This window comes from Streptomyces venezuelae (assembly GCF_008642275.1).
GTDB classification, from domain to species: Bacteria; Actinomycetota; Actinomycetes; order Streptomycetales; family Streptomycetaceae; genus Streptomyces; species Streptomyces venezuelae_E.
Genome location: NZ_CP029189.1, coordinates 5,092,482 through 5,115,884 on the forward strand (window position 1 = coordinate 5,092,482; position 23,403 = coordinate 5,115,884).

A 23,403-nucleotide genomic window follows, 5' to 3' on the forward strand; every position below is an offset into this window, starting at 1 on the left:
CTGGTAGTGCCTCGCATGTGGGCGATGCGCCTTTCTGAGTCGCCAACACTGTAGGCACTTCAGGGCGTGCCCGGTGGTCAGATTCTGCAGCAGGGAACTCGGCGCGTCTACGTGGTGGCGCACGCTGGGGATTTGAGGGTGGACCAGGCAACACGTGGTCGGCGTAGCGACTTTGGCCAGGAGTTGCTTTGGTGCGAGTGATCATGGCCCCGTAAGCTTCCGGCGCGTCGGGCAGTCTGTGGACCTGCCCGGTAAAGCACGATGTTGGGGCCATGATCTTCGAGGCTCGCGCCAAAGCAGCTCCTGGCCAAAGTCGCGGAGCCGACCGCCCCAGCCACGACGGATTTCTCCCCTCATGGCCGCGCCCGCCGTCCGGCCGGTGGCCCGGTGCGGGATCAGCGGGCCCTGTGAGCGCCCGCGCATCTGGCAGTGTCGGCCCGCATGCCACCGCCACCACGATCCGGCCTCTTTCGATAGCACAAAGTGTCTTTGACCTGCAACGTTGGGGATCACCGTTCGTCCCCGTGCTCGTGTTGGAATGTGGTCGCTGCGTGTGGCGACGGACGGGCGGCGACGTGCGGCCGGTGGCGAAGACATGGAGGCGGCGCGGCGGCGGCCGGCCGGCGCCGCCGCGCTTGCGCGGCCCTCGGTTGGTCCGACCTACTGGTGTAGACAACCGGGTGGAAAGGGGTGCGTGGTGGCCCCAGAAGCAGGGCTTTGAGGTCCGACCGCTGTTGCGTCTTTCCCCTTCCAGGGCCGGATCGTGGTGGCGGTGGCATGTGGGCCGGGAGCGGCCGTTGATGCGCCTGGGCGGAGTGTGCGGCGGTCGGGTTGGCGATGATCGACAAGCACCGTCGACCGCCGGACGAGCGAGCGAAGCGAGCCTTGATGAAGTAGGGAAACTTTTGCCGCGCCCGGTTCAGAGCGCGAAGGGTTCTTGTGCCAGTGCTCGGTTTACGACCTTCTCGGCAGTCAGGTCGGGGTCGAAGTCCCAGAAGATGTAGTCGGTGATGTGCGGACACCTGAGTCCGACTTTGAGGGACTCCAGGGCTGTGTCTGCTTCGGCCTCGTTGGTGATGCTGCCGTTCATGAGGCGTTGGACGAGTTGCACGGCTTCGTCGCGTGTCACGTCGTGAGGAACTGGCGGCCGTCGTGGCTGCGGACGTGGGGGTCTGCTTCGTCCAGGGCGTCCAGGAGGTGGATCGCGTAGATCGCGGACATCTGGGCTGCGACCTCGTCGGGAGTGAGCCACGCGCTTGCGGTCGATTCCGCTGAGGCGGGCTCTGTGCCGCCAGTCGGCTCGCAGCGGCTGCCGGGACCGTACGGCGGAAGCGGCGCACGCTGGTGAACGCCCTGCTCTACGCCGTCGACCTCAGAGAGTTCCGGGAAATCCCCCTGGCGGCCATCCGCTGGCAGAAGCCCAAGGTGTCGAATGAGGTCGGTCCCCGGGTGGTGGCCGAACCGGAGCAGGCCCGCTCGCGTTTGCACGCGGTCTCGTACGTCGGTGGCTACCGCCGGGCCCGCGACCGGCGTCTGGTGGGCCTCTATGCCGGTACTTCGGGGGCTTTCGGCCGGCCGAAGCCGTGGGGCTGGCCGAGCCGGACCTGACCCTGCCGGACTCCGGTTGGGACACCGCGCTGCTGCACCGGACCCGGCCGAGCGTCGGGAAGCAGTGGACCCACTCCGGGCAGAGTCACGACGATCGCGGCCTGAAGAACCGGCCCACCGCAGACGTCCGCCCGGTGCCGATCCCGCCCCGGTTCGTGTCCATCCTCCGCGACACCTGGACACCTTCGGCACGGCCGCGGACGGCAGGCTGTTCGCCAGCGTGGGTGGGGGAGTGGTGTCCTCCTCCACGTGCTACCGGGTGTGGCAGGAAGCTCGGACCCTGGCCCTGCCGCCGGCCGTCGTCGCCACTCCGCTCGCCAGTCGGGCGTACGACCTCCGGCACTCGGCGCTCTCCCCGTGGCTCAACGCCGGCGTCGACCCGACCGAGGTCGCCGAGCGGGCGGGCAACAGCGTGGAGGTGCTGCTCAGTCGGTACGCGAAGTGCCTCGACGGGCGCCAGGAGGTGGCCAACCGCCGGATCGAAGATCTGCTGCGCGAGTACGAGTGATCGCTAGCCGGTGATGCGGTGCGAGTGCGAGGCCCCTGGACCTGTCCGGGGGCCTTCCGCGTTTCTCCGGCTGACCTGCGGCGATGCGTCAAGATCCTGTCCGTGAATAGTCCACAGGGTCTGACATACGGGTGCACAGGGCGGCAGTTGGCTGTACATACGCGAAGACCCCGGCTTCAGCGTTGCCGCTGATGGCGGGGTCTTTGGGCACTTCATGCGAAGTGCCCCCGGCAGGATTCGAACCTGCGCACACGGCTCCGGAGGCCGTTGCTCTATCCCCTGAGCTACGGGGGCGCGTCGTCGGTGTTGCGGCGACGGGTTGAACACTACCAGCTTCGGTGGGGTGATCAGGAACCGGTTTGCGGGGGAGGAGGGAGTGGTTCGCCCGCAGGGGGTGGAAGTGGCGAAAACCCGGACGCGGGGCCCCGGGCGGACCTACTCTCGAGTTGTGCCAGGCGTCTCAGGCCGGGTGCTTGTTGTCGACGACAACAAGGTCATCCGGCAGCTGATCAAGGTCAATCTCGAGCTGGAGGGCTTCGAGGTCGTGACCGCGAACGATGGTGCCGAGTGCCTGGACGTCGTGCACCAGGTCTGTCCTGACGCGATCACCCTCGACGTGGTCATGCCCCGGCTGGACGGGTTCGGAGCGGCCGCGCAGCTGCGGGCCGACCCGCGGACCAGGGACGTGCCCGTCGCCATCGTCAGCGCCTGTACGCAGCACGAGGTGGAGGCCGGGATCGCGGCCGGGGTGGATGCCTTCCTCGCCAAGCCGTTCGAGCCCACCGAACTGGTACGGGTCGTGCGCCGGCTCATCGAGCACAAGGACCGGCGCGACGGGAGGAAAGGGGCGCCCGCCGGGAGGGGCCGGGGCGGTCCCCTCCAGTAGGGCGCCCTCCGCGCCGGCGCCCGTCGTCCAGTGCGCTGTTCACATGGCGAAACCCTTCGACTGATGACGGGGCGTCTCCCCTAGGCTGGTCCCGTGACCCCCGCCGACCTCTCCCGTTGCGTCGTGAGCGCCGTGCGCCGCGCCGTCGAGGACGGTGAGCTGGCCGGGGCGGTGCCCGCGCGGGTGGTGGTCGAGCGGACCCGGCCCGGCGGGGTGGGGGAGTACGCCACTCCCGTCGCCTTCCAGATCGCGAAGGGTGCCGGGGTGCGGCCGGCCGAGGTGGCCGAGGTGCTGGCCCGGCGGCTGGGCCGAGTGGCCGGGATCGAGCGCGTCGAGGTCACCGGGGCCGGCTTCCTGAACTTCTCGCTGAGCGCCCTGTCCGCCGCCCGCCTCGTACGTGACGTGCGACGGGTCACCGTGATCGACGTCCCCGAAGCGCCGCCGTCCCGGGAGCTGCGCGAGCGCCTCGTACGGGCCGCCGTCGCGCGGATCGAGGCCGCGCAGGGGGTCGGGCCCGGTCCCGACAGCTCCGTCGCGCCCGTCGCCCGCCGCGACGGGGACGTCCTCGCGCGGTACGGGGCCGACGCCGTCGCCTGGGCCGCGCTCACCACCCCCGCCCGCGAGACGCCCGAGTTCGGCGACGCGCTGCTCGTACAGGGGGAGGGCAACGAGCTCTTCCGGGTGCGGTACGCCCACGACCGCGCCCACGCGCTCGTACGCAACGCCGAGCAGCTCGGGTTCCGCCCCGAAGCCGGTGACGACGTCGACGCGCCCGCCCTGCTGCGCGTCCTCGCCGACCACCCCCTCGTCCTCGAAGCCGCCGCGCACCACCGTGCGCCCGAGCGGCTCGCCCGGCACCTCGTCGAGCTGGCCGACGCACTGCTCGACTTCCAGTACCGCGTCCTGCCCCGGGGCGACGAGAAACCCTCGGCCGCCCACCGTGCCCGGCTGGCCCTTGCCGAAGCCGCCGGGACGGTGCTGGCCGGCGGCCTGGCCCTGCTCGGCATAGACGCACCGACACGCCTGTGACCCGCGAAGAGAGATACCGATGAGCCGTTCCGCGCACCCCGCCGGGCCCCGCCACGCCGACGTCCTGCCCGAGGGGCACTACTCCCCGCCGCCCGCCGACCTGAACGCGCTGGACGAGAAGGTCTGGGCGCGGACCGTCACGCGCGACAGCGAGGGCGTCGTGAGCGTCGGCGGCATCGAAGTCACCCGGCTCGCCGAGGAGTTCGGGACCCCCGCCTACTTCCTCGACGAGGAGGACTTCCGGGCCCGCTGCCGTGCCTGGGCGCACGCCTTCGGCCCCGACGCCGACGTGTTCTACGCCGGCAAGGCGTTCCTCTCCAAGGCCGTCGTGAAGTGGCTGAAGGAAGAGGGGCTCAACGTGGACGTGTGCTCCGGCGGGGAGCTGAGCACCGCCCTCGCCGCCGGGATGCCGGCCGACCGGATCGCCTTCCACGGCAACAACAAGTCCGAGGGCGAGATCCGCCGGGCCGTCGAGGCCGGAGTCGGGCGCATCGTGCTCGACTCCTTCCAGGAGATCGCCCGCGTCGCGCACGTCGCCCGTGAGCTGGGCGTGCGCCAGCCCGTCCAGATCCGCGTGACCGTCGGCGTCGAGGCGCACACCCACGAGTTCATCGCCACCGCCCACGAGGACCAGAAGTTCGGCATCGCGGTGGCCGACGGGTCCGCCGCCGAGGCCGTGCGCCGGGCGCTCGGGCACGACTCGCTGGAGCTGCTGGGCGTCCACTCCCACATCGGCTCGCAGATCTTCGACATGGCCGGCTTCGAGGTCTCCGCCAAGCGCGTCGTGCGGCTGCTCGCCGCCGTCCGCGACGAGCACGGGGTGGAGCTGCCCGAGATCGACCTCGGCGGTGGCCTCGGTATCGCGTACACCTCGAACGACGACCCGCGCGAGCCCCACGAGATCGCCAAGGCCCTGCACGAGATCGTGGCCCGGGAGTGCGAGAGCGCCGGGCTGCGCGCCCCGCGGATCTCCGTGGAGCCCGGCCGCGCCATCGTCGGCCCGACCGCGTTCACGCTGTACGAGGTGGGGACGATCAAGCCGCTCGAAGGCCTGCGGACCTACGTGAGCGTCGACGGCGGGATGTCCGACAACATCCGTACGGCCCTGTACGACGCCGAGTACTCCATCGCGCTCGTCTCCCGTACCTCCACCGCCGAGCCCATGCTCGTCCGCGTCGTCGGCAAGCACTGCGAGAGCGGCGACATCGTCGTGAAGGACGCGTTCCTGCCCGCCGACCTCGCCCCCGGCGACCTGCTGGCCGTCCCCGCCACCGGCGCGTACTGCCGATCCATGGCCAGCAACTACAACCACGCCCTGCGCCCGCCCGTCGTCGCCGTGCGCGACGGACAGGCCCGGGTGATCGTCCGCCGGGAGACGGAGGAAGATCTCCTGCGTCTCGACCTCGGATGATGAAATAGGTGTCTCACTCAATGGACCGAGGATGGAAAGTGCTGTCCATTGAGTGAGACTGGTTCCACCCGGCGGGCAAACCGCCCGCGGGGTACTGATGGAAGATCGAAAGGCGTAGGTCGAATGATGCGTACGCGTCCGCTGAAGGTGGCGCTGCTGGGCTGTGGAGTCGTCGGCTCAGAGGTGGCTCGCATCATGACGACGCACGCCGACGACCTCACGCAGAGGATCGGCGCGCCCGTCGAGCTCGCCGGCGTGGCCGTGCGCCGCCCCTCCAAGGTCCGCGAGGGCATCGACCCCGCGCTGGTCACCACCGATGCGACCGCCCTCCTCAAACGCGGTGACATCGACATCGCCATCGAGGTCATCGGCGGCATCGAGCCCGCCCGCACCCTCATCACCACCGCCTTCGAGCACGGCATCTCCGTGGTCTCCGCGAACAAGGCGCTGCTCGCCCAGGACGGCGCCGCCCTGCACGCCGCCGCCGAGCAGCACGGCCGCGACCTGTACTACGAGGCCGCCGTCGCCGGTGCCATCCCGCTGGTCCGCCCGATGCGCGAGTCGCTCGCCGGCGACAAGATCAACCGCGTGATGGGCATCGTCAACGGCACGACGAACTTCATCCTCGACAAGATGGACTCCACCGGCGCCGGGTACCAGGAGGCGCTCGACGAGGCCACGGCCCTCGGGTACGCCGAGGCCGACCCGACCGCCGACGTCGAGGGCTACGACGCCGCCGCCAAGGCCGCGATCCTGGCCGGCATCGCCTTCCACACCCGCGTCCGCCTGGACGACGTGTACCGCGAGGGCATGACGGAGGTCAGCGCGGCCGACTTCGCCTCCGCCAAGCGGATGGGCTGCACCATCAAGCTCCTCGCCATCCTGGAGCGCGCCGCCGACGGCGAGTCCGTCACCGCCCGCGTCCACCCGGCGATGATCCCGCTCACCCACCCGCTCGCCTCCGTCCGCGAGGCGTACAACGCCGTCTTCGTCGAGGCGGAGGCCGCCGGGCGGCTCATGTTCTACGGGCCCGGCGCGGGCGGTGCGCCCACCGCGTCCGCGGTCCTCGGCGACCTCGTCGCCGTCGCCCGCAACAAGCTCGCCGAGGCAACGGGGCCCGGCGAGTCGGCGTACACCCAGCTGCCGGTCAGCCCCATGGGCGAGGTCGTCACCCGCTACCACATCAGCCTCGATGTGGCGGACAAGCCGGGCGTCCTCGCCCAGGTGGCGACGACCTTCGCGGAGCACGGTGTCTCGATCGACACCGTCCGCCAGCAGGGCAAGGACGGCGAGGCCTCCCTCGTCGTCGTCACTCACCGCGCACCCGACGCCGCCCTCTCCGGGACCGTCGAGGCGCTGCGGAAGCTGGACACCGTCCGCGGTGTCGCCAGCATCATGCGTGTTGAAGGGGAGTAAGGACCCATGAGCAGCAATCGCACCCACCAGTGGCGCGGCATCATCGAGGAGTACCGGGACCGCCTGCCGGTGACGGACACGACTCCCGTGGTGACGCTCCGCGAGGGCGGCACTCCCCTCGTCCCCGCCCAGGTGCTCTCCGAGCGCACCGGATGCGAGGTGCACCTGAAGGTCGAGGGGGCGAACCCCACCGGGTCCTTCAAGGACCGCGGCATGACCATGGCGATCACCAGGGCCAAGGAGGAGGGTGCGAAGGCGGTCATCTGCGCCTCCACCGGCAACACCTCCGCCTCCGCCGCCGCGTACGCGGTGCGCGCCGGGATGGTCTCTGCGGTGCTGGTGCCCCGCGGCAAGATCGCGCTCGGCAAGATGGGCCAGGCGCTGGTGCACGGCGCCAAGATCCTGCAGGTGGACGGCAACTTCGACGACTGCCTGAACCTGGCCCGCGCGCTCTCCAACAACTACCCGGTCGCGCTGGTCAATTCGGTCAACCCGGTGCGTATCGAGGGTCAGAAGACGGCCGCGTTCGAGATCGTCGACGCGCTCGGCGACGCACCCGACATCCACGTGCTGCCGGTCGGCAACGCGGGCAACATCACCGCGTACTGGAAGGGGTTCAAGGAGTACAAGGCCGACGGCCTGTCCACCCGTACGCCCCGCGTGTGGGGTTTCCAGGCCTCGGGTTCCGCGCCCATCGTGCGTGGCGAGGTCGTCAAGGAGCCGCACACCATCGCCACCGCGATCCGGATCGGCAACCCGGCCTCCTGGGACTACGCGCTGGCCGCGCGGGACGAGTCGGGCGGCTTCATCGACGAGGTGACGGACCGCCAGATCCTGGCCGCCTACCGGCTGTTGGCCTCCCAGGAGGGCGTCTTCGTCGAGCCCGCCTCGGCCGCCTCGGTGGCCGGTCTGCTCAAGGCCGCCGAGCTGGGCCTGGTCGACCCCGGTCAGAAGATCGTGTGCACCGTCACCGGCAACGGCCTGAAGGACCCCGACTGGGCGATCGCCGGCGCTCCGCAGCCGGTCACCGTTCCGGTGGACGCCGAAGCCGCCGCCGCGCGCCTCGGCCTGGTCTGAGGAAGGCGCCGCAGTACCGCGTGAGCCGGGTTCCGGAGGGCTCGTGAGGGTCCGCAGGGGCCTTCCTGAGATCCTTCGGAACCCGGCAACTCACCCCGTACGACGACAAAAATACGGCTGAAGTCGGTCGAATTCGGTCGAAGTCCGCGACACGCATCGTGCGCCTCCCGTGCGCCCTATGTCGCGAGAGAACCTTCCTTCGATACGCTGTACCTACATCCGCCACCGCGCATATGACTGCGGTGCTGCCCCGAGGGCCTTCGGGTGTCGTACGTTCTCCAGTACATTCGCAGCGAGCCAGCGAAGAGCGAAGATCTCGCACAGTCACAAGGAGTGTCATCGGACGATGGCCGGTCCAGCGTTCCGCGCCGCCGCCGTACGGGTGCGCGTCCCCGCCAGCAGTGCCAATCTCGGCCCGGGCTTCGACGCCCTGGGTCTGGCCCTGGGGCTCTACGACGACGTAGTCGTCCGGGTGGCCGACTCCGGCCTGAACATCGACATCGCGGGTGAGGGCGCCGACACCCTCCCGCGGGACGAGAGCCACCTGCTCGTACGCTCCATGCGCACCGCCTTCGACCTGCTGGGCGGCCAGCCGCGCGGCCTGGAGGTCGTCTGCGCGAACCGCATCCCGCACGGCCGCGGCCTCGGCTCCTCCTCCGCCGCCATCTGCGCCGGCATCGTCGCCGCCCGCGCCGTGACCATAGGCGGCGAGGCCAAGCTCGACGACGCGGCGCTGCTGGAGCTCGCCACCGAGATCGAGGGCCACCCCGACAACGTCGCCGCCTGTCTGCTCGGCGGATTCACCCTCGCCTGGATGGACGGCGGCAGCGCCAAGGCCATCCGGATGGAGCCCGCCGAATCCATCGTTCCGGTGGTCTTCGTACCTTCCCGGCCCGTCCTCACGGAGACGGCGCGCGGCCTGCTGCCGCGCACCGTCCCGCACGTGGACGCGGCCGTCAACGCGGGCCGCGCGGGCCTGCTCGTGGAAGCCCTGACCAGGCGTCCCGAGCTGCTCCTGCCGGCCACCGAAGACCGGCTCCACCAGGAGTACCGGTCCCCGGCGATGCCCGAGAGCGTGGCACTCGTCAACAGGCTGCGGGCGGACGGGATCCCCGCGGTCATCTCCGGCGCGGGACCCACGGTCCTCGCGCTGGTCGACAACGGCGCGGCCGACAAGGTCGCGCAGCTCGCGGGTGACGGGTGGGCGGCCAACCGGCTCGCACTCGACACCGCGGGCGCGAGCGTGCTTCCGCTGGGCACCCAGGGCGGCTAGACCCGCATTCCCGGGCAGCACAGCCGGTCAGGGGCGGGCGGTCAGGGCAGGCCGCCCGCACGGAAGGGCGCGATTGCCGGTGATTGAGAGGGGGAATATCTATTGGATCCGGTAGTGTTAGTCTCAAGTGCGCATCGGAAGCCGTCATGGCTCGGTGCTCAGTGTCCCCATCCGGGACCACATTTCTTCCGGGAGCCTCCCCGACTGCTTTGATCACTTCCAGCAGTTTCGAGCACGCTCCGGAATCGGCGTGACATTCCCACGCTTTCAGCTCGGGGGCTTCTCGCCGGAACCAGCCATGCACGTTTCTTCCGCCGTATTTCTACCGGCGGACCACCGCCCCGGCACGGTCCACACCTAGGACCGTTGTCGGACAGCACAACCGGTCGCCGAGCCAGACAGGCCGACGTCCGCTCCAGGGAAGGACCCTTCGTGAGCGACACCACCGATCTGATGGGCGCTGCCGACACCTCTGTCGACACCAGCGCCCCCGCCGCGGGCGCCGCACCCAAGCGTCGACGCACCGGCACCGGCCTTGACGGCATGGTCCTGGCCGAGCTGCAGCAGGTCGCGTCGGGCCTCGGGATCAGGGGCACCGCGCGGATGCGCAAGAGCCAGCTGATCGAGGTCATCAAGGAGGCGCAGGCGGGCAGCGGTGCCCCCAAGGCCGCCGCCTCCACTGCCGCAGACACCGCCGAGGCCAAGCCGAAGCGCCGTGCCACCAGCAAGGCCCGCACGGGTGAGGCCGCCGCCGAGGCGCCCGCCGAGAAGCCCGCCGCGCAGGCGCAGATCGAGATCCCGGGCCAGCCGGCCTCCGACGACGCCCCGGCCGGCGAGCGCCGCCGCCGTCGCGCCACGGCCCCGTCCGGCAGCCCGGAGGCCTCGGCCCCCGTCGCCGTACAGGTCGAGCAGAAGACCGAGACCGCGCCCGCCGCCACCGCTCCCTCCGAGGCCAAGGCCGAAGCCGCCACCGCGGTCTCCGCCGGCCAGGCGCAGGGCCAGGACGGCGAAGGCCGTGGCCGTCGCGACCGCCGTGACCGCGGCGACCGTGCCGACCGCCAGCGCGACCGCCGTGACCGCGGCGCCAAGGGCGACGACCAGGGCCAGGGTGGCCAGGGCCAGGGCGGCCAGGGTCAGGGCCAGGGCGCGCAGGGCGGCGGCCGTCAGGACCGCGCCGACCGCCAGCAGCAGGGCGGCCGGGGCCAGGGCCAGGGTCAGCAGGGCCGTCAGGACCGCCAGGACAACGGTCCCCAGGACGACTTCGACGGTGAGGACGGCCGTCGTGGCCGTCGCGGCCGCTACCGCGACCGCCGTGGCCGCCGTGGCCGCGACGAGTTCGCGCCGAGCGAGCCGCAGGTCGCCGACGACGACGTGCTGATCCCCGTCGCGGGCATCCTGGACATCCTCGACAACTACGCGTTCATCCGGACCTCGGGCTACCTGCCCGGCCCCAACGACGTGTACGTCTCCCTCGCCCAGGTCCGCAAGGCCGGTCTGCGCAAGGGTGACCACACCACCGGTGCCGTGCGCCAGCCCAAGGACGGCGAGCGCCGCGAGAAGTTCAACGCCCTCGTGCGTCTGGACTCGGTGAACGGCATGGCGCCCGAATCCGGCCGCGGCCGCCCGGAGTTCCAGAAGCTGACCCCGCTGTACCCCCAGGACCGGCTCCGTCTGGAGACCGACCCGGGCGTGCTGACGACCCGCATCATCGACCTCGTGTCGCCGATCGGCAAGGGCCAGCGAGGTCTGATCGTGGCCCCGCCGAAGACCGGCAAGACCATGATCATGCAGGCGATCGCCAACGCGATCACCACGAACAACCCCGAGTGCCACCTGATGGTCGTCCTGGTCGACGAGCGTCCGGAAGAGGTCACCGACATGCAGCGGTCGGTCAAGGGCGAGGTCATCTCCTCGACCTTCGACCGCCCGGCCGAGGACCACACCACCGTCGCCGAGCTGGCCATCGAGCGCGCCAAGCGTCTCGTCGAGCTGGGTCACGACGTGGTCGTCCTGCTGGACTCCATCACCCGTCTGGGCCGCGCGTACAACCTCGCGGCGCCCGCCTCCGGCCGCATCCTGTCCGGTGGTGTCGACTCGACCGCGCTGTACCCGCCGAAGCGCTTCTTCGGTGCCGCGCGCAACATCGAGGACGGCGGCTCGCTGACCATCCTGGCCACCGCGCTGGTCGACACCGGCTCGCGCATGGACGAGGTGATCTTCGAGGAGTTCAAGGGCACCGGCAACATGGAGCTCAAGCTCGACCGGAAGCTCGCCGACAAGCGCATCTTCCCGGCCGTCGACGTCGACCCGTCGGGCACCCGCAAGGAGGAGATCCTCCTCAACGCGGAAGAGCTCGCCATCGTCTGGAAGCTGCGCCGGGTGCTGCACGCGCTCGACTCGCAGCAGGCGATCGAACTGCTCCTCGACAAGATGAAGCAGACGAAGTCGAACGCCGAGTTCCTGATGCAGATCGCGAAGACGACCCCGTCGGGCAAGAACGACGACTGACGTCCGGCTCGCGCATCACCGCGACAGCCCCCGCCGCACCCGCGGCGGGGGCTGTCGCGCGTACGGGCGGCTTTTCCGGGTACGCGCGGCCCAGTGCAGCAGTGGGGCGGTTCGGCCGGGAATGGAACCCCGCGCCCCGTACGCCCGTCTGTGTCAGAGGAACCGCGGGGTGGACGGCGGGCCGGAACGACCAGGGGACCGGACACAGGACCGAGGAGAGCATGACCGAGGACAGCAAGGAGCACGGCGGGCGCGCCGCCGCCCGGCGCGCCCGCCGCAAACCGGCCAAGCGCCGCAAGGCGCTCGCCGTCGCAGCCTGGAGCGCCGCGGGGGTGGTCCTGCTGGGGGGAACGGGTCTCGGCTACTTCTACTTCAAGTTCAACGGCAACCTGAAGACCGTCGACATCGACCAGGCGCTCGGCACCGACCGCCCGCAGAACGTCGACAACGGCTCGATGGACATCCTCGTCCTCGGCTCCGACTCCCGCGGCGGCGCCAACGGCGAGTACGGCCAGGACGACGGCGGCTCGGCCCGCTCCGACACGGCGATGATCATCCACCTCTACGAGGGCCACGAGAAGGCCAGTGTCGTGTCCATACCGCGCGACACCATGATCTCCCGGCCCTCCTGCGCGACGCCGGGCGGCAAGACCGACCCCGGAGGCCAGCGCACCCAGTTCAACGAGGCGTTCACCGTCGGCGGGGCCGCCTGTGCGGTCAAGACCGTCGAGAAGATGTCGGGGATCCGCATGGACCACTACATCGAGGTCGACTTCACCGGCTTCAAGAAGATCATCGACAACCTCGGCGGCGTCGAGGTGACCACCACCAAGCCGATCAAGGACGGGGCCAGCCACCTCGACCTCCCGGCCGGCACCAACAAGCTCGACGGCGAACAGGCCCTCGGCCTCGTACGCACCCGCAAGAGCGTCGGTGACGGCAGCGACCTGGGCCGAATACAGCTCCAGCAGGCCTTCATCAAAGCGCTCATCAAGCAGGTGAAGGGCATCGGGCTCTTCGACAACCCCAAGAAGCTGCTCGACCTCGCCGACTCCGCGACCAAGGCGATCACCACCGACAAGGCGCTCGGCGACGTGAAGTCCCTCATGGGCTTCGCGCAGGGGCTCCAGGGCATCGACGCCCAGGACATGCAGATGATCACGCTGCCGGTGACCACGGACCCCCGCGACGCGAACCGCGTGGCCCCGCTCACCAAGGAGACGAAGATGGTCTGGGACGCCCTGCTGGCGGACCGGCCGATCCCGGCCGAGGCCACCGCGAACTCCGCCGGGGACAAGAGCGCCGCCGGGTCGATCGTCCGGTAGAACCCCTCCCGGCAGGGCCCGCGGACCGGTGCGGAATAGATGCCGCCCCCGTGCCGTTGAGGGAGGCGTCCTCAGAATTTTGACAGGCGGCCCGGTCCTGGCAGACTGGTCTGTCGGCCCCGGTTCACGCAGTACGCAATTCGGCTCCTGCGACCCGGCGCCCTCCCGAATCTAGGAGACACCTTGAAGCGCGATGTTCACCCCGAGTACGTCGAGACCGCGGTCAGCTGCACCTGCGGCGCGTCGTTCACCACCCGTAGCACCCTGACCGAGGGCACCATCCGTGCCGAGGTCTGCTCCGAGTGCCACCCGTTCTACACGGGCAAGCAGAAGATCCTCGACACCGGTGGCCGTGTGGCCCGCTTCGAGGCGCGCTTCGGCAAGGGCGCGGCCAAGAAGTAGCGCGACCCAGGCGCCGGTCTCCGGCCGCCCCCTGTCCACTCGGGGGCGGCCGGACCGGCGCCTTTGTCGTCGTTCCGGCACGTCCCCCCAGCAGTCCTCCGTACTTTTCACCCCAGGAGTCCCCCGATGTTCGAAGCGGTCGAGGAACTGGTCGGCGAACACGCCGATCTTGAGAAGAAGCTCGCCGACCCTTCGGTCCACTCGGATCAGGCCAACGCGCGCAAGCTGAACAAGCGCTACGCGGAACTGACCCCGATCGTCGCGACCTTCCGTGCCTGGAAGCAGTCCGCCGAGGACATCGAGACGGCCAAGGAGCTCGCGGCCGACGACCCCGACTTCGCCGCCGAGGCCAAGGAACTGACCGCACAGCGCGAGGAGCTCACCGAGAAGCTCCGCCTGCTGCTCGTTCCGCGCGACCCCAGCGACGACAAGGACGTCCTCCTGGAGGTCAAGGCCGGCGCGGGCGGCGACGAGTCGGCGCTGTTCGCCGGCGACCTGCTGCGCATGTACCTGCGCTACGCCGAGCGCGTGGGCTGGAAGACCGAGATCATCGACGCCACCGAGTCCGAGCTCGGCGGCTACAAGGACGTCCAGGTCTCCGTCCGCACCAAGGGCGGCAACGGCGCCACCGAGCCCGGCCAGGGCGTGTGGGCCCGCCTGAAGTACGAGGGCGGCGTGCACCGCGTGCAGCGCGTTCCCGCCACCGAGTCCCAGGGCCGCATCCACACCTCCGCCGCCGGCGTCCTCGTCACCCCGGAGGCCGAGGAGGTCGAGGTCGAGATCAACATGAACGACCTCCGCATCGACGTGTACCGCTCGTCGGGCCCCGGCGGCCAGTCCGTCAACACCACCGACTCGGCCGTGCGCATCACGCACATCCCGACCGGTGTGGTCGCCTCCTGCCAGAACGAGAAGAGCCAGCTCCAGAACAAGGAGCAGGCCATGCGCATCCTGCGTTCGCGCCTGCTGGCTGCCGCCCAGGAGGCCGCCGAGCAGGAGGCCTCCGACGTGCGCCGCAGCCAGGTGCGCTCCGTGGACCGTTCCGAGAAGATCCGTACGTACAACTACCCGGAAAACCGGATCTCGGACCACCGGACCGGTTTCAAGGCGTACAACTTGGACCAGGTGCTCGACGGTGACCTCGACGCGGTCATCCAGGCCTGCGTCGACACGGACTCCGCGGCCAAGCTCGCGGCCGCGCACTGACCCGACCCCCGCACCACCCCCCCGTACGACAGCAGCCCGGAGGACCAGCGTGAACTTGCTGCTTGCCGAGGTGGCCCAGGCCACCCAGCGGCTGGCCGCCGCCGGCGTGCCCTCACCGCGCTTCGACGCGGAGGAGCTCGCCGCCTTCGTGCACGGCGTCAAACGGGGGGAACTGCACCACGTCAAGGACGCGGACTTCGACGCCCGCTACTGGGAGGCCGTCGCCCGCCGCGAGGCGCGCGAGCCGCTCCAGCACATCACCGGCCGCGCCTTCTTCCGGTACCTGGAGCTCCAGGTCGGGCCCGGGGTCTTCGTGCCGCGGCCCGAGACCGAGTCGGTCGTGGACTGGGCCATACACGCCGTGCGCGCCATGGACGTCGTCGAGCCGCTGATCGTGGACCTGTGCACCGGCTCCGGCGCCATCGCGCTGGCCATGGCCCAGGAGGTGCCGCGCTCGCGCGTGCACGCGGTCGAGCTGTCCGAGGACGCCCTGCGGTGGACCCGTAAGAACGCCGAGGGCTCCCGGGTCACCGTCCACCAGGGCGACGCCCTGAGCGCGCTGCCCGAGCTCGACGGCCAGGTCGACCTGGTCATCTCCAACCCGCCGTACATCCCGCTCACCGAGTGGGAGTACGTCGCCCCAGAGGCCCGCGACCACGATCCGGAGATGGCGCTCTTCTCCGGCGAGGACGGCCTCGACACCATCCGCGGGATCGAGCGCACCGCCCACCGGCTGCTGCGCCCCGGCGGCATCGTCGTCATCGAGCACGCCGACACCCAGGGCGGCCAGGTCCCGTGGATCTTCGCCGAGGAGCGGGGCTGGGCCGACGCGGCCGACCACCCGGACCTCAACAACCGCCCGCGCTTCGCGACCGCCCGCAAGGCCCTGCCGTGACCGGCGCGACGCTTCCCGCCACCCCCCTGCCGCACGAGGAGACGCGCTGATGGCCCGGCGATACGACTGCAACGACGCGACGGACCGTAAGACGGGTCTGCGTGAAGCCGCATCCGCCGTGCGCCGCGGAGAGCTCGTCGTGCTGCCCACCGACACCCTGTACGGGATCGGCGCGGACGCCTTCAGCCCGGAGGCCGTCCACGACCTGCTCGCCGCCAAGGGCCGCGGGCGCGGTATGCCCACCCCGGTGCTCATCGGCTCCCCGAACACGCTCCACGGCCTCGTCACGGACTTCTCCGAGCAGGCCTGGGAGCTCGTCGACGCCTTCTGGCCGGGCGCGCTGACGCTGGTCGCCAAGCACCAGCCCTCGCTGGCGTGGGACCTCGGCGACACCCAGGGCACCGTCGCCGTACGCATGCCGCTGCACCCCGTCGCGATCGAGCTGCTGACGGAGGTCGGCCCGATGGCGGTGTCCTCGGCCAACCTGTCCGGCCACCCGGCGCCCGAGGACTGCGACGCCGCGCGCGAGATGCTCGGGGACTCCGTGTCCGTGTACCTGGACGGCGGCCCGACCCCCGGTATCCAGCCGTCCTCGATCGTCGACGTCACCGGGAAGGTTCCCGTCCTGCTGCGCGAGGGGGCACTCACCGCAGACCAGCTGCGGGAGGTCGTACCCGACCTTGAGGTCGCCCCGTGAGCCCTGAGGGGCGTGGCATAGCAGGGGGGTACCGGCCGGCGGCAGCCGGGGGAAACACTTTCCGCATACTCCACGTCAGCACCGGGAACGTATGCCGCTCGCCCATCACCGAGCGGCTGACGCGGCATGCCCTCTCGCACCGCCTCGGCGGCCTGGTCACCGGCGACCTCATCGTGGAGAGCGCCGGCACCTGGGGCCACGAGGGCGCCCCGATGGAGGCGAACGCGGCCGCGGTGCTGGCCGACTTCGGTGCCGACGCGTCCGGGTTCACCGGGCGGGAGCTGCTCGACGAGCACGTCATACGCGCCGACCTGGTACTGACCGCCACCCGTGACCACCGGGCCCAGGTCATCTCGATGGGCCACTCGGCGGGGCTGCGCACCTTCACGCTGAAGGAGTTCACCCGGCTGGTGCGGGCGATAGATCCGGCCACGCTGCCGCCGCTGGACGACGGCATGGCGGAGCGCGCCCGGGCGCTCGTACGGGCCGCCGCGGCCCTGCGCGGCTGGCTGCTGGCACCGTCCCCCGACGCGGACGAGGTGTACGACCCGTACGGGGCCCCGATCACCTTCTTCCGCTCGATCGGCGACGAGATCAACCAGGCGCTGGATCCCGTGGTGACGGCCCTGACGGGTGTGACGGCGGCGCGCTGAACGTCCGTCCGGCCGGAGGCCGGCGCAGCGGGGCGAAGCCCGGGAGGCCCCTCGGGCCGAGCGGTGCGAGTGACGCGTCGAGGAGGGGTTCAGCCAGGCGCTGGATCCGGTGGTGACGGCCCTGACGGGACGGGTGTGACGGCCGCGCGCTGAGCGAGCGGGGCGAGCGCCGGCGCCGGGGAGGGGCTCGCCGCGCGCTGACCGGGCACGGCGGGGGCCGCGGGCCTACAGTGGCTGGTAACCCGGTACCCCTGGAGCGCCGCCATGAGCGTCATCACCCAGCCCACGGACCTGCTGCGCGCGCAGGACCCGCAGATGGCCGACGTACTGGCCGGGGAGCGGCAGCGGCAGGCCGGCACGTTGCAGCTGAGCGCCGCGGAGAACTTCACCTCGGGCGCCGTGCTCGCCGCGCTCGGGTCCGCGCTCGCCAACAAGTACGCCGAGGGGTACCCCGGAGCCCGGCACCACGGCGGGTGCGAGTACGCCGACCTGGCCGAGCGGACCGCCATGGAGCGGGCCACGGCGCTCTTCGGGGCCGAGCACGCCAACGTGCAGCCGCACTCCGGATCCTCCGCCGTCCTGGCCGCGTACGCCGCCCTGCTGCGGCCGGGGGACACCGTGCTGGCGATGGGGCTCCCGTACGGCGGACACCTCACCCACGGGTCGCCCGCCAACTTCTCCGGACGGTGGTTCGACTTCGTCGGCTACGGCGTCGACGCCGGGACGGGCCTCATCGACTACCGGCAGGTCCAGCGCCTCGCGCACGCGCACCGTCCCAAGGCGATCGTGTGCGGCTCCATCTGCTACCCCCGCCATCCCGAGTACTCGGCCTTCCGGGAGATCGCCGACGAGGTCGGGGCCTACCTCATCGTCGACGCCGCCCATCCGATCGGCCTGGTGGCCGGCGGGGCCGCGCCCAGCCCCGTCCCGTACGCCGACATCGTCTGCGCCACCACGCACAAGGTGCTGCGCGGCCCGCGCGGCGGCATGGTGCTGTGCGGCGCCGAGTACGCGGAGCGCGTCGACCGGGCGGTGTTCCCCTTCACCCAGGGCGGGGCCCAGATGCACACCATCGCCGCCAAGGCCGTGGCCTTCGGCGAGGCGGCCCGGCCGGCCTTCACCACGTACGCGCACCGGGTCGTCGCCAATGCCCGGGTGCTGGCGGGCGCGCTGCAGGAGCACGGATTCGCCCTCACCACGGGCGGCACCGACACCCACCTGATCACCGCCGATCCGGCGCCGCTGGGTGTGGACGGCCCGACCGCCCGCGGCCGGCTGGCCGCCGCCGGGATCGTGCTGGACACCTGCGCCCTTCCGTACGGGGACCAGCGCGGCATCCGGCTGGGAACGGCCGCCGTGACCACCCAGGGGATGGGGGAGGACGAGATGGTCCGGATCGCGGCGCTGTTCGCCGCCGCACTCGGCGGGGACGGCGTGAAGACACGTACGGAGGTCGGCGAGCTCACGACAGGATTTCCCCCTTACGGGGAGTAAGCAGGACAAGCAGGGTGTACTGGAACCGGGATACCGCCCCCTCGCGTCCTCGATGAAGGTGACATCGCAGCTAATGTGTGGGGCTGAGATGGCCGGCGATACATCTGGGGCAGCCCGTGCGTGAATATCTGCTGACGCTTTGCGTCACGGTCGCGGTGACCTACCTGCTGACCGGGCCCGTGCGGAAGTTCGCGATCGCGGCCGGGGCCATGCCGGAGATCCGCGCCCGCGACGTGCACCGCGAGCCCACACCGCGACTGGGCGGCATCGCCATGTTCGGCGGCCTGTGTGCCGGCCTGCTGGTCGCGGACCACCTGCGCAACCTCAACGGTGTCTTCGAGCTGTCGAACGAACCGCGCGCGCTGCTCTCCGGCGCCGCGCTGATCTGGCTGGTCGGCGTCCTCGACGACAAGTTCGAGCTCGACGCCCTGATCAAGCTCGGCGCGCAGATGATCTCCGCCGGTGTGATGGTCATGCAGGGTCTGACCATCCTGTGGATCCCGGTCCCGGGCATCGGCACGGTCCCGCTCACCCAGTGGCAGGGCAACCTGCTCACCGTCGCGCTCGTCGTGATCACCATCAACGCCGTGAACTTCGTGGACGGCCTGGACGGCCTGGCCGCCGGCATGGTCTGCATCGCCGCCACCGCGCTCTTCCTCTACGCGTACCGGATCTGGTTCGGCTACGGCATCGAGTCGGCGGCGCCCGCGACCCTCTTCGCCGCGATCCTGATGGGCATGTGCCTGGGCTTCCTGCCGCACAACATGCACCCCGCCCGGATCTTCATGGGCGATTCCGGTTCCATGCTCATCGGCCTGGTGCTGGCCGCCTCCGCGATTTCCCTCACCGGGCAGGTGGACCCGGACGCCCTGGCGCTCTTCGCGGGCGGTGAGCGCAACGCGACGCACGCGATGCTCCCCGCGTACATCCCGCTGATCCTTCCGCTGACGGTCATCGCGATCCCGATGGCGGACCTGATCCTGGCCATCGTGCGGCGTACCTGGAAGGGCCAGTCGCCCTTCGCCGCCGACCGCGGGCACCTCCACCACCGGCTGCTGGAACTCGGGCACTCGCACAGCCGCGCCGTGATGATCATGTACTTCTGGTCGGGGCTGATCGCTTTCGGCACGGTGGCGTATTCCGTGCATTCCGCCACGATGTGGATCGTGCTGGCGATTGCCGCGCTGAGTGCGGTGGGCTTGTTCCTGCTGCTTCTGCCGCGCTTCACCCCGCGCGCCCCCCGGTGGGCGGAAGGCTTGGTTCCGCCGCGCTACCGGCATGCCGAACGGGCGGCCGAAGCCGCCGCGGAGGCGGCCGCGCGGGATGCCTCGGGCGCGGAGCCGGCGCCCGCGAGGCCCATCGCCGCGGGTGTCTCCGGCGTCAACGGAGCGACCGCCGTGGGCCCCCGTTCGCGCTTTCCCGACCGGCGTAAGGCTGAATCCACCCGCTGACGGCCGATTCGCATGTCGGACATGAATGCGCTTTACCAGACAAGCCGCCCCGCTGTCGCGCACACACGGGCAGGGTCACTCTCATGTGTGACAGTCGGCACACCGGACAGGTAAAGCTCTCATCAAATAGTTTGTGATACCGTTCACTAAACCCGGCGACAGAGCCGAAGGACCGTAGTGCGACGGTCCCTTGGCCCGAGGTCCTCTCTCGGACCGGGCTTACGCTCGTCCCGTACGAGTCCCGTTACCCCACCATCACGCGGAGCCATGCGCCATGCTGTCCGATGACGCCCGAACCCTTCTGCACACCGCCGTACCCACTGCTGCCGTCGGCGCCGTTGCCGCCATCGTCAGTGGTGTGGTCGCAGGCGGTAAGGGGGCGATCGGGGCGATCGCGGCCACGGTCGTCGTGATCCTGTTCATGGGTATCGGGTTCGTCATCCTGCAGCGGACGGCGCGGTCGCTGCCGCACCTGTTCCAGATGATGGGTCTGGCGCTCTACACGACCCAGATCCTGCTGCTCTTCGTCTTCGTCGCCGTGTTCAAGAACACGACGCTGTTCAATCCCAGGGCATTCGCGATCACCATCGTCGCGGCGACCCTTGCCTGGATCGCCGCGCAGACGCGCGCGCACATGAAGGCCAAGATCCTTTACGTCGAACCCGAGTCCACCAAGCGTGGCAAGGGTGAGAAGCCTGAAAACACGGGGCCCTCGTCGTGAACGGTAGGGGTGGAATAAGTGCGCGTTCGAGATGCTGCTATCGTCCGGTGCCATATGCGGCATCGCGGGCGCAGGCATCTGAGCTGACGCCTGCTCAATCGCGAGGCTCACTGCCTGCAAGCCGCCCCCACATCCGTAAGACCAGTCCCGTGCCGAACCGCGGCTGTGCGCCGCGCCGACACAACGAGGTTGCCGTACCTATGCGCCACGCTGAAGGAGCCCGCGGTGAGTGCTGACCCGACGCAGGTGCTCGCCTTCGAGACCGATTGCCACATCTTCGACGGCTGTGGTTTCCCGGCTCCTGGCCTGCACTCGTTCCTGTTCGAGCCGATCTTCGGCGACATGGACGGAGCCGTCTACTTCAACAAGACGATGCTCCTGGCCCTGCTCGGGTCCGTCATCATCGTCGGTTTCTTCTGGGCCGCCTTCGCCAAGCCGAAGCTGGTCCCGGGGAAGCTCCAGATGGTCGCCGAAGCCGGCTACGACTTCGTGCGCCGCGGGATCGTCTACGAAACGATGGGCAAGAAGGAGGGCGAGAAGTACGTCCCCTTCATGGTCGCGACGTTCTTCTTCGTCTGGATCCTGAACCTCTGGTCGATCATTCCGGTCGCCCAGTTCCCGGTGACCGCGGTCATCGCGTACCCGGCCGGTATGGCTCTGGTCATCTACTTCATGTGGATGTCGGTCACCTTCAAGCGCCACGGATTCGTCGGCGGCCTGAAGAACCTCACGGGCTACGACAAGTCGCTGGGTGGCATCCTGCCGCTGGTCATGCTGATCGAGTTCTTCTCGAACGTGATCGTCCGCCCCTTCACCCACGCGGTCCGTCTCTTCGCGAACATGTTCGCCGGTCACACCCTGCTGCTGCTCTTCACGATCGCCAGCTGGTACCTGCTGAACGGCATCGGCATCGCCTACGCGGGCGTGTCCTTCGTGATGGTCATCGTGATGACCGCGTTCGAGCTCTTCATCCAGGCTGTCCAGGCCTACGTGTTCGTGCTGCTGGCCTGCAGCTTCCTCCAGGGCGCCGTCGCCGAGCACCACTGACCGCCCCACCCCCAAACCACCAGTCGTCCGGTGGCCAACCCCCACCGGTCCATGAAAGAGAAGGAAGAACCGGCATGTCCGCTCTCCAGACCCTCGCTGCTGGCGTCGAAATCAAGGGCAACCTCGGCTCCATCGGTTACGGCCTCGCGGCCATCGGCCCCGGCGTCGGCGTCGGCATCATCTTCGGTAACGGCACCCAGGCCCTGGCCCGCCAGCCCGAGGCCGCCGGCCTGATCCGCGCCAACCAGATCCTCGGCTTCGCCTTCTGTGAGGCGCTCGCCCTCATCGGTCTGGTCATGCCGTTCGTCTACCCGACCTCCTGATCCCGGTAGCGAACAGACCCTTTAGTCGGAAGGCACTGATGTGAACCCTCTGGTTCAGCTCGCGGCCGAAGAGGCGGAAAACCCCCTCATCCCGCCGATCCCCGAGCTCGTCATCGGTCTGATCGCCTTCGTCATCGTCTTCGGTTTCCTCGCGAAGAAGCTCCTCCCGAACATCAACAAGGTTCTGGAAGAGCGTCGCGAGGCCATCGAGGGCGGTATCGAGAAGGCTGAGGCCGCTCAGACCGAGGCCCAGAGCGTGCTGGAGCAGTACAAGGCCCAGCTCGCCGAAGCCCGGCACGAGGCCGCGCGCCTGCGCCAGGAAGCGCTGGAGCAGGGCACTGCGCTCAAGGAAGAACTGCGCGCAGAGGGCCAGCGGCAGCGTGAGGAGATCATCGCTGCCGGCCACGCCCAGATCGCGGCGGACCGCAAGGCCGCCTCTCAGGCGCTGCGTCAGGACGTGGGCAAGCTCGCCACCGACCTGGCCGGAAAGCTCGTCGGCGAGTCCCTTGAGGACCACGCCCGGCAGAGCCGCACCATCGACCGCTTCCTCAGCGAGCTTGAGGAGAAGGCCGAGGCGGCCCGATGAACGGAGCGAGCCGCGAGGCGCTGGCCTCCGCGCGTGAGCGTCTCGACGCGCTGACGGACAACACGTCCGTCGACGCGGCGAAGCTCGCCGGTGAGCTGGCTGCCGTCACCGCGCTGCTCGACCGTGAGGTCTCGCTGCGTCGGGTCGTCACGGACCCGGCGCAGTCCGGCGAGGCCAAGGCCGAGCTGGCCGGTCGGCTGCTCGGCGGCCAGGTCGGCGGGGAAACCCTCGACCTGGTGTCCGGCATGGTCCGGTCCCGCTGGTCGCAGTCCCGCGACCTGGTGGACGCGCTGGAGGAGCTGGCGGCCACCGCCGACCTCACGGCCGCCCAGCGGGCGGGCGCGCTCGACAACGTCGAGGACGAGATCTTCCGCTTCGGCCGGATCGTCTCCTCGAGCACCGAGCTGCGTGCCGCGCTGACCGACCGTGCGGCTTCCGCCTCCGCCAAGAGCGAGCTGCTGCGCAGCCTGCTCGGCGGCAAGGCGAACGCCGTCACCGAGCGCCTGGTGATCCGTCTTGTCACGCACCCGCGTGGACGTAGCCTGGAAGCGGGACTGGAGTCCCTTTCCAAGCTCGCCGCCGAGCGCCGTGACCGCATGGTCGCCACCGTGACCAGCGCGGTTCCGCTCAGCGACGTGCAGAAGGCGCGTCTCGGCGCGGTGCTGGCCAAGCTGTACGGCCGACAGATGCACCTGAACCTCGACGTGGACCCCGAGGTCCTCGGCGGGATCTCGGTGCGAGTCGGCGACGAGGTCATCGACGGCACCATCGCGGACCGCCTCGCCGAGGCGTCGCGCCGCATGGCCGGCTGACCAGCCACCAATAGAACAGAAGCATTCCTAGCGGCCCGGTTGGGCCGTGCAGAACTTGCAGAAGATTCCTGGGGG

General features: G+C 70.2%; 21 protein-coding genes, 1 tRNA gene and 1 pseudogene. 21 read left to right on the forward strand and 2 right to left on the reverse strand.

Features of this window, described 5'->3' with window-relative positions; translation table 11 throughout:
- Positions 1-919: 919 nt before the first annotated feature.
- On the reverse strand, positions 920-1,129 hold the full coding sequence (locus DEJ51_RS22865) for an e9imm peptide (RefSeq protein WP_150259344.1): 210 nt from the start codon (positions 1,127-1,129) through the stop codon (positions 920-922).
- A 173-nt stretch (positions 1,130-1,302) separates the two neighbouring features.
- Between DEJ51_RS22865 and DEJ51_RS22870 the strand changes: the two are divergent.
- Positions 1,303-2,116: pseudogene (locus tag DEJ51_RS22870) on the forward strand (site-specific integrase); the annotation flags it as partial.
- 222 nt (positions 2,117-2,338) lie between these two features.
- Here DEJ51_RS22870 and DEJ51_RS22875 read toward each other — a convergent pair.
- Positions 2,339-2,410: transfer RNA gene (locus DEJ51_RS22875), tRNA-Arg, on the reverse strand.
- 106 nt (positions 2,411-2,516) lie between these two features.
- Here DEJ51_RS22875 and DEJ51_RS22880 point away from each other — a divergent pair.
- The 20 genes from DEJ51_RS22880 (at position 2,517) to DEJ51_RS22975 (ending at position 23,328) form a co-directional block, all read left to right on the forward strand.
- Complete coding sequence (locus DEJ51_RS22880; RefSeq protein ID WP_411757341.1) at positions 2,517-3,002, forward strand: response regulator; 486 nt, start codon at positions 2,517-2,519, stop codon at positions 3,000-3,002.
- A gap of 93 nt (positions 3,003-3,095) precedes the next feature.
- A complete protein-coding gene (gene nrtL / locus DEJ51_RS22885; protein WP_150259348.1) occupies positions 3,096-4,031 on the forward strand; it encodes an ArgS-related anticodon-binding protein NrtL in 936 nt (311 codons plus the stop codon).
- 19 nt (positions 4,032-4,050) lie between these two features.
- A complete protein-coding gene (gene lysA / locus DEJ51_RS22890) occupies positions 4,051-5,442 on the forward strand; it encodes a diaminopimelate decarboxylase (RefSeq protein ID WP_150259350.1) in 1,392 nt (463 codons plus the stop codon).
- A 126-nt stretch (positions 5,443-5,568) separates the two neighbouring features.
- Complete coding sequence (locus DEJ51_RS22895) at positions 5,569-6,858, forward strand: homoserine dehydrogenase (protein ID WP_150262093.1); 1,290 nt, start codon at positions 5,569-5,571, stop codon at positions 6,856-6,858.
- A gap of 6 nt (positions 6,859-6,864) precedes the next feature.
- Positions 6,865-7,935 carry a threonine synthase gene (gene thrC / locus DEJ51_RS22900; protein WP_150259352.1) on the forward strand — a complete coding sequence of 357 codons (1,071 nt, stop codon included), beginning with the start codon at positions 6,865-6,867 and terminating at the stop codon, positions 7,933-7,935.
- Positions 7,936-8,281: 346 nt separating this feature from the next.
- Positions 8,282-9,208, forward strand: a complete 927-nt coding sequence (thrB, locus tag DEJ51_RS22905) for a homoserine kinase (RefSeq protein WP_150259353.1) — start codon at positions 8,282-8,284, stop codon at positions 9,206-9,208.
- Between the two features lie 432 nt (positions 9,209-9,640).
- Complete coding sequence (gene rho / locus DEJ51_RS22910; RefSeq protein ID WP_150259355.1) at positions 9,641-11,716, forward strand: transcription termination factor Rho; 2,076 nt, start codon at positions 9,641-9,643, stop codon at positions 11,714-11,716.
- A gap of 221 nt (positions 11,717-11,937) precedes the next feature.
- Complete coding sequence (locus DEJ51_RS22915) at positions 11,938-13,041, forward strand: LCP family protein (protein WP_150259357.1); 1,104 nt, start codon at positions 11,938-11,940, stop codon at positions 13,039-13,041.
- 183 nt (positions 13,042-13,224) lie between these two features.
- Entirely contained in the window at positions 13,225-13,443 is a 219-nt protein-coding gene (gene rpmE / locus DEJ51_RS22920; protein ID WP_030008686.1) for a 50S ribosomal protein L31, read from the forward strand.
- A gap of 126 nt (positions 13,444-13,569) precedes the next feature.
- The gene (gene prfA / locus DEJ51_RS22925) at positions 13,570-14,649 is read left to right on the forward strand and encodes a peptide chain release factor 1 (RefSeq protein WP_150259359.1); all 1,080 of its coding nucleotides are present in this window, start codon (positions 13,570-13,572) and stop codon (positions 14,647-14,649) included.
- A gap of 49 nt (positions 14,650-14,698) precedes the next feature.
- Positions 14,699-15,544 (forward strand): peptide chain release factor N(5)-glutamine methyltransferase, encoded by an 846-nt coding sequence (prmC, locus tag DEJ51_RS22930; protein ID WP_030008688.1) that lies wholly within the window; start codon positions 14,699-14,701, stop codon positions 15,542-15,544.
- Between the two features lie 49 nt (positions 15,545-15,593).
- Positions 15,594-16,241: an L-threonylcarbamoyladenylate synthase gene (locus DEJ51_RS22935; protein WP_030720925.1), complete on the forward strand. Its 648-nt coding sequence runs from the start codon at positions 15,594-15,596 to the stop codon at positions 16,239-16,241.
- Positions 16,238-16,894, forward strand: coding sequence for a protein-tyrosine-phosphatase (locus tag DEJ51_RS22940; RefSeq protein WP_150259361.1), 657 nt, complete (start codon positions 16,238-16,240; stop codon positions 16,892-16,894). The genes DEJ51_RS22935 and DEJ51_RS22940 overlap by 4 nt, the downstream gene beginning before the upstream one ends.
- 264 nt (positions 16,895-17,158) lie before the next feature.
- Positions 17,159-18,388, forward strand: a complete 1,230-nt coding sequence (gene glyA, locus DEJ51_RS22945) for a serine hydroxymethyltransferase (protein ID WP_150259363.1) — start codon at positions 17,159-17,161, stop codon at positions 18,386-18,388.
- 116 nt (positions 18,389-18,504) lie between these two features.
- On the forward strand, positions 18,505-19,839 hold the full coding sequence (locus DEJ51_RS22950; protein ID WP_150259365.1) for an MraY family glycosyltransferase: 1,335 nt from the start codon (positions 18,505-18,507) through the stop codon (positions 19,837-19,839).
- A 274-nt stretch (positions 19,840-20,113) separates the two neighbouring features.
- A complete protein-coding gene (locus tag DEJ51_RS22955; RefSeq protein ID WP_150259367.1) occupies positions 20,114-20,560 on the forward strand; it encodes a hypothetical protein in 447 nt (148 codons plus the stop codon).
- 210 nt (positions 20,561-20,770) lie between these two features.
- Positions 20,771-21,607 carry a F0F1 ATP synthase subunit A gene (atpB, locus tag DEJ51_RS22960; RefSeq protein ID WP_189743241.1) on the forward strand — a complete coding sequence of 279 codons (837 nt, stop codon included), beginning with the start codon at positions 20,771-20,773 and terminating at the stop codon, positions 21,605-21,607.
- 74 nt (positions 21,608-21,681) lie between these two features.
- Positions 21,682-21,930, forward strand: a complete 249-nt coding sequence (locus tag DEJ51_RS22965; protein WP_030008695.1) for an ATP synthase subunit C — start codon at positions 21,682-21,684, stop codon at positions 21,928-21,930.
- A 40-nt stretch (positions 21,931-21,970) separates the two neighbouring features.
- Complete coding sequence (locus DEJ51_RS22970) at positions 21,971-22,516, forward strand: F0F1 ATP synthase subunit B (RefSeq protein WP_150259371.1); 546 nt, start codon at positions 21,971-21,973, stop codon at positions 22,514-22,516.
- Positions 22,513-23,328, forward strand: coding sequence for a F0F1 ATP synthase subunit delta (locus tag DEJ51_RS22975; protein WP_150259373.1), 816 nt, complete (start codon positions 22,513-22,515; stop codon positions 23,326-23,328). The genes DEJ51_RS22970 and DEJ51_RS22975 overlap by 4 nt, the downstream gene beginning before the upstream one ends.
- Positions 23,329-23,403: the final 75 nt, after the last annotated feature.

Coding starts and splice junctions, on each gene's coding strand:
- DEJ51_RS22965 (WP_030008695.1), top strand. CDS start 21,682: ATGTCCGCTCTCCAGACCCTCGCTGCTGGCGTCGAAATCAAGGGCAAC.
- DEJ51_RS22915 (WP_150259357.1), top strand. CDS start 11,938: ATGACCGAGGACAGCAAGGAGCACGGCGGGCGCGCCGCCGCCCGGCGC.
- thrB (WP_150259353.1), top strand. CDS start 8,282: ATGGCCGGTCCAGCGTTCCGCGCCGCCGCCGTACGGGTGCGCGTCCCC.
- DEJ51_RS22975 (WP_150259373.1), top strand. CDS start 22,513: ATGAACGGAGCGAGCCGCGAGGCGCTGGCCTCCGCGCGTGAGCGTCTC.
- DEJ51_RS22955 (WP_150259367.1), top strand. CDS start 20,114: ATGCTGTCCGATGACGCCCGAACCCTTCTGCACACCGCCGTACCCACT.
- lysA (WP_150259350.1), top strand. CDS start 4,051: ATGAGCCGTTCCGCGCACCCCGCCGGGCCCCGCCACGCCGACGTCCTG.
- DEJ51_RS22935 (WP_030720925.1), top strand. CDS start 15,594: ATGGCCCGGCGATACGACTGCAACGACGCGACGGACCGTAAGACGGGT.
- glyA (WP_150259363.1), top strand. CDS start 17,159: ATGAGCGTCATCACCCAGCCCACGGACCTGCTGCGCGCGCAGGACCCG.
- DEJ51_RS22895 (WP_150262093.1), top strand. CDS start 5,569: ATGCGTACGCGTCCGCTGAAGGTGGCGCTGCTGGGCTGTGGAGTCGTC.
- prfA (WP_150259359.1), top strand. CDS start 13,570: ATGTTCGAAGCGGTCGAGGAACTGGTCGGCGAACACGCCGATCTTGAG.
- thrC (WP_150259352.1), top strand. CDS start 6,865: ATGAGCAGCAATCGCACCCACCAGTGGCGCGGCATCATCGAGGAGTAC.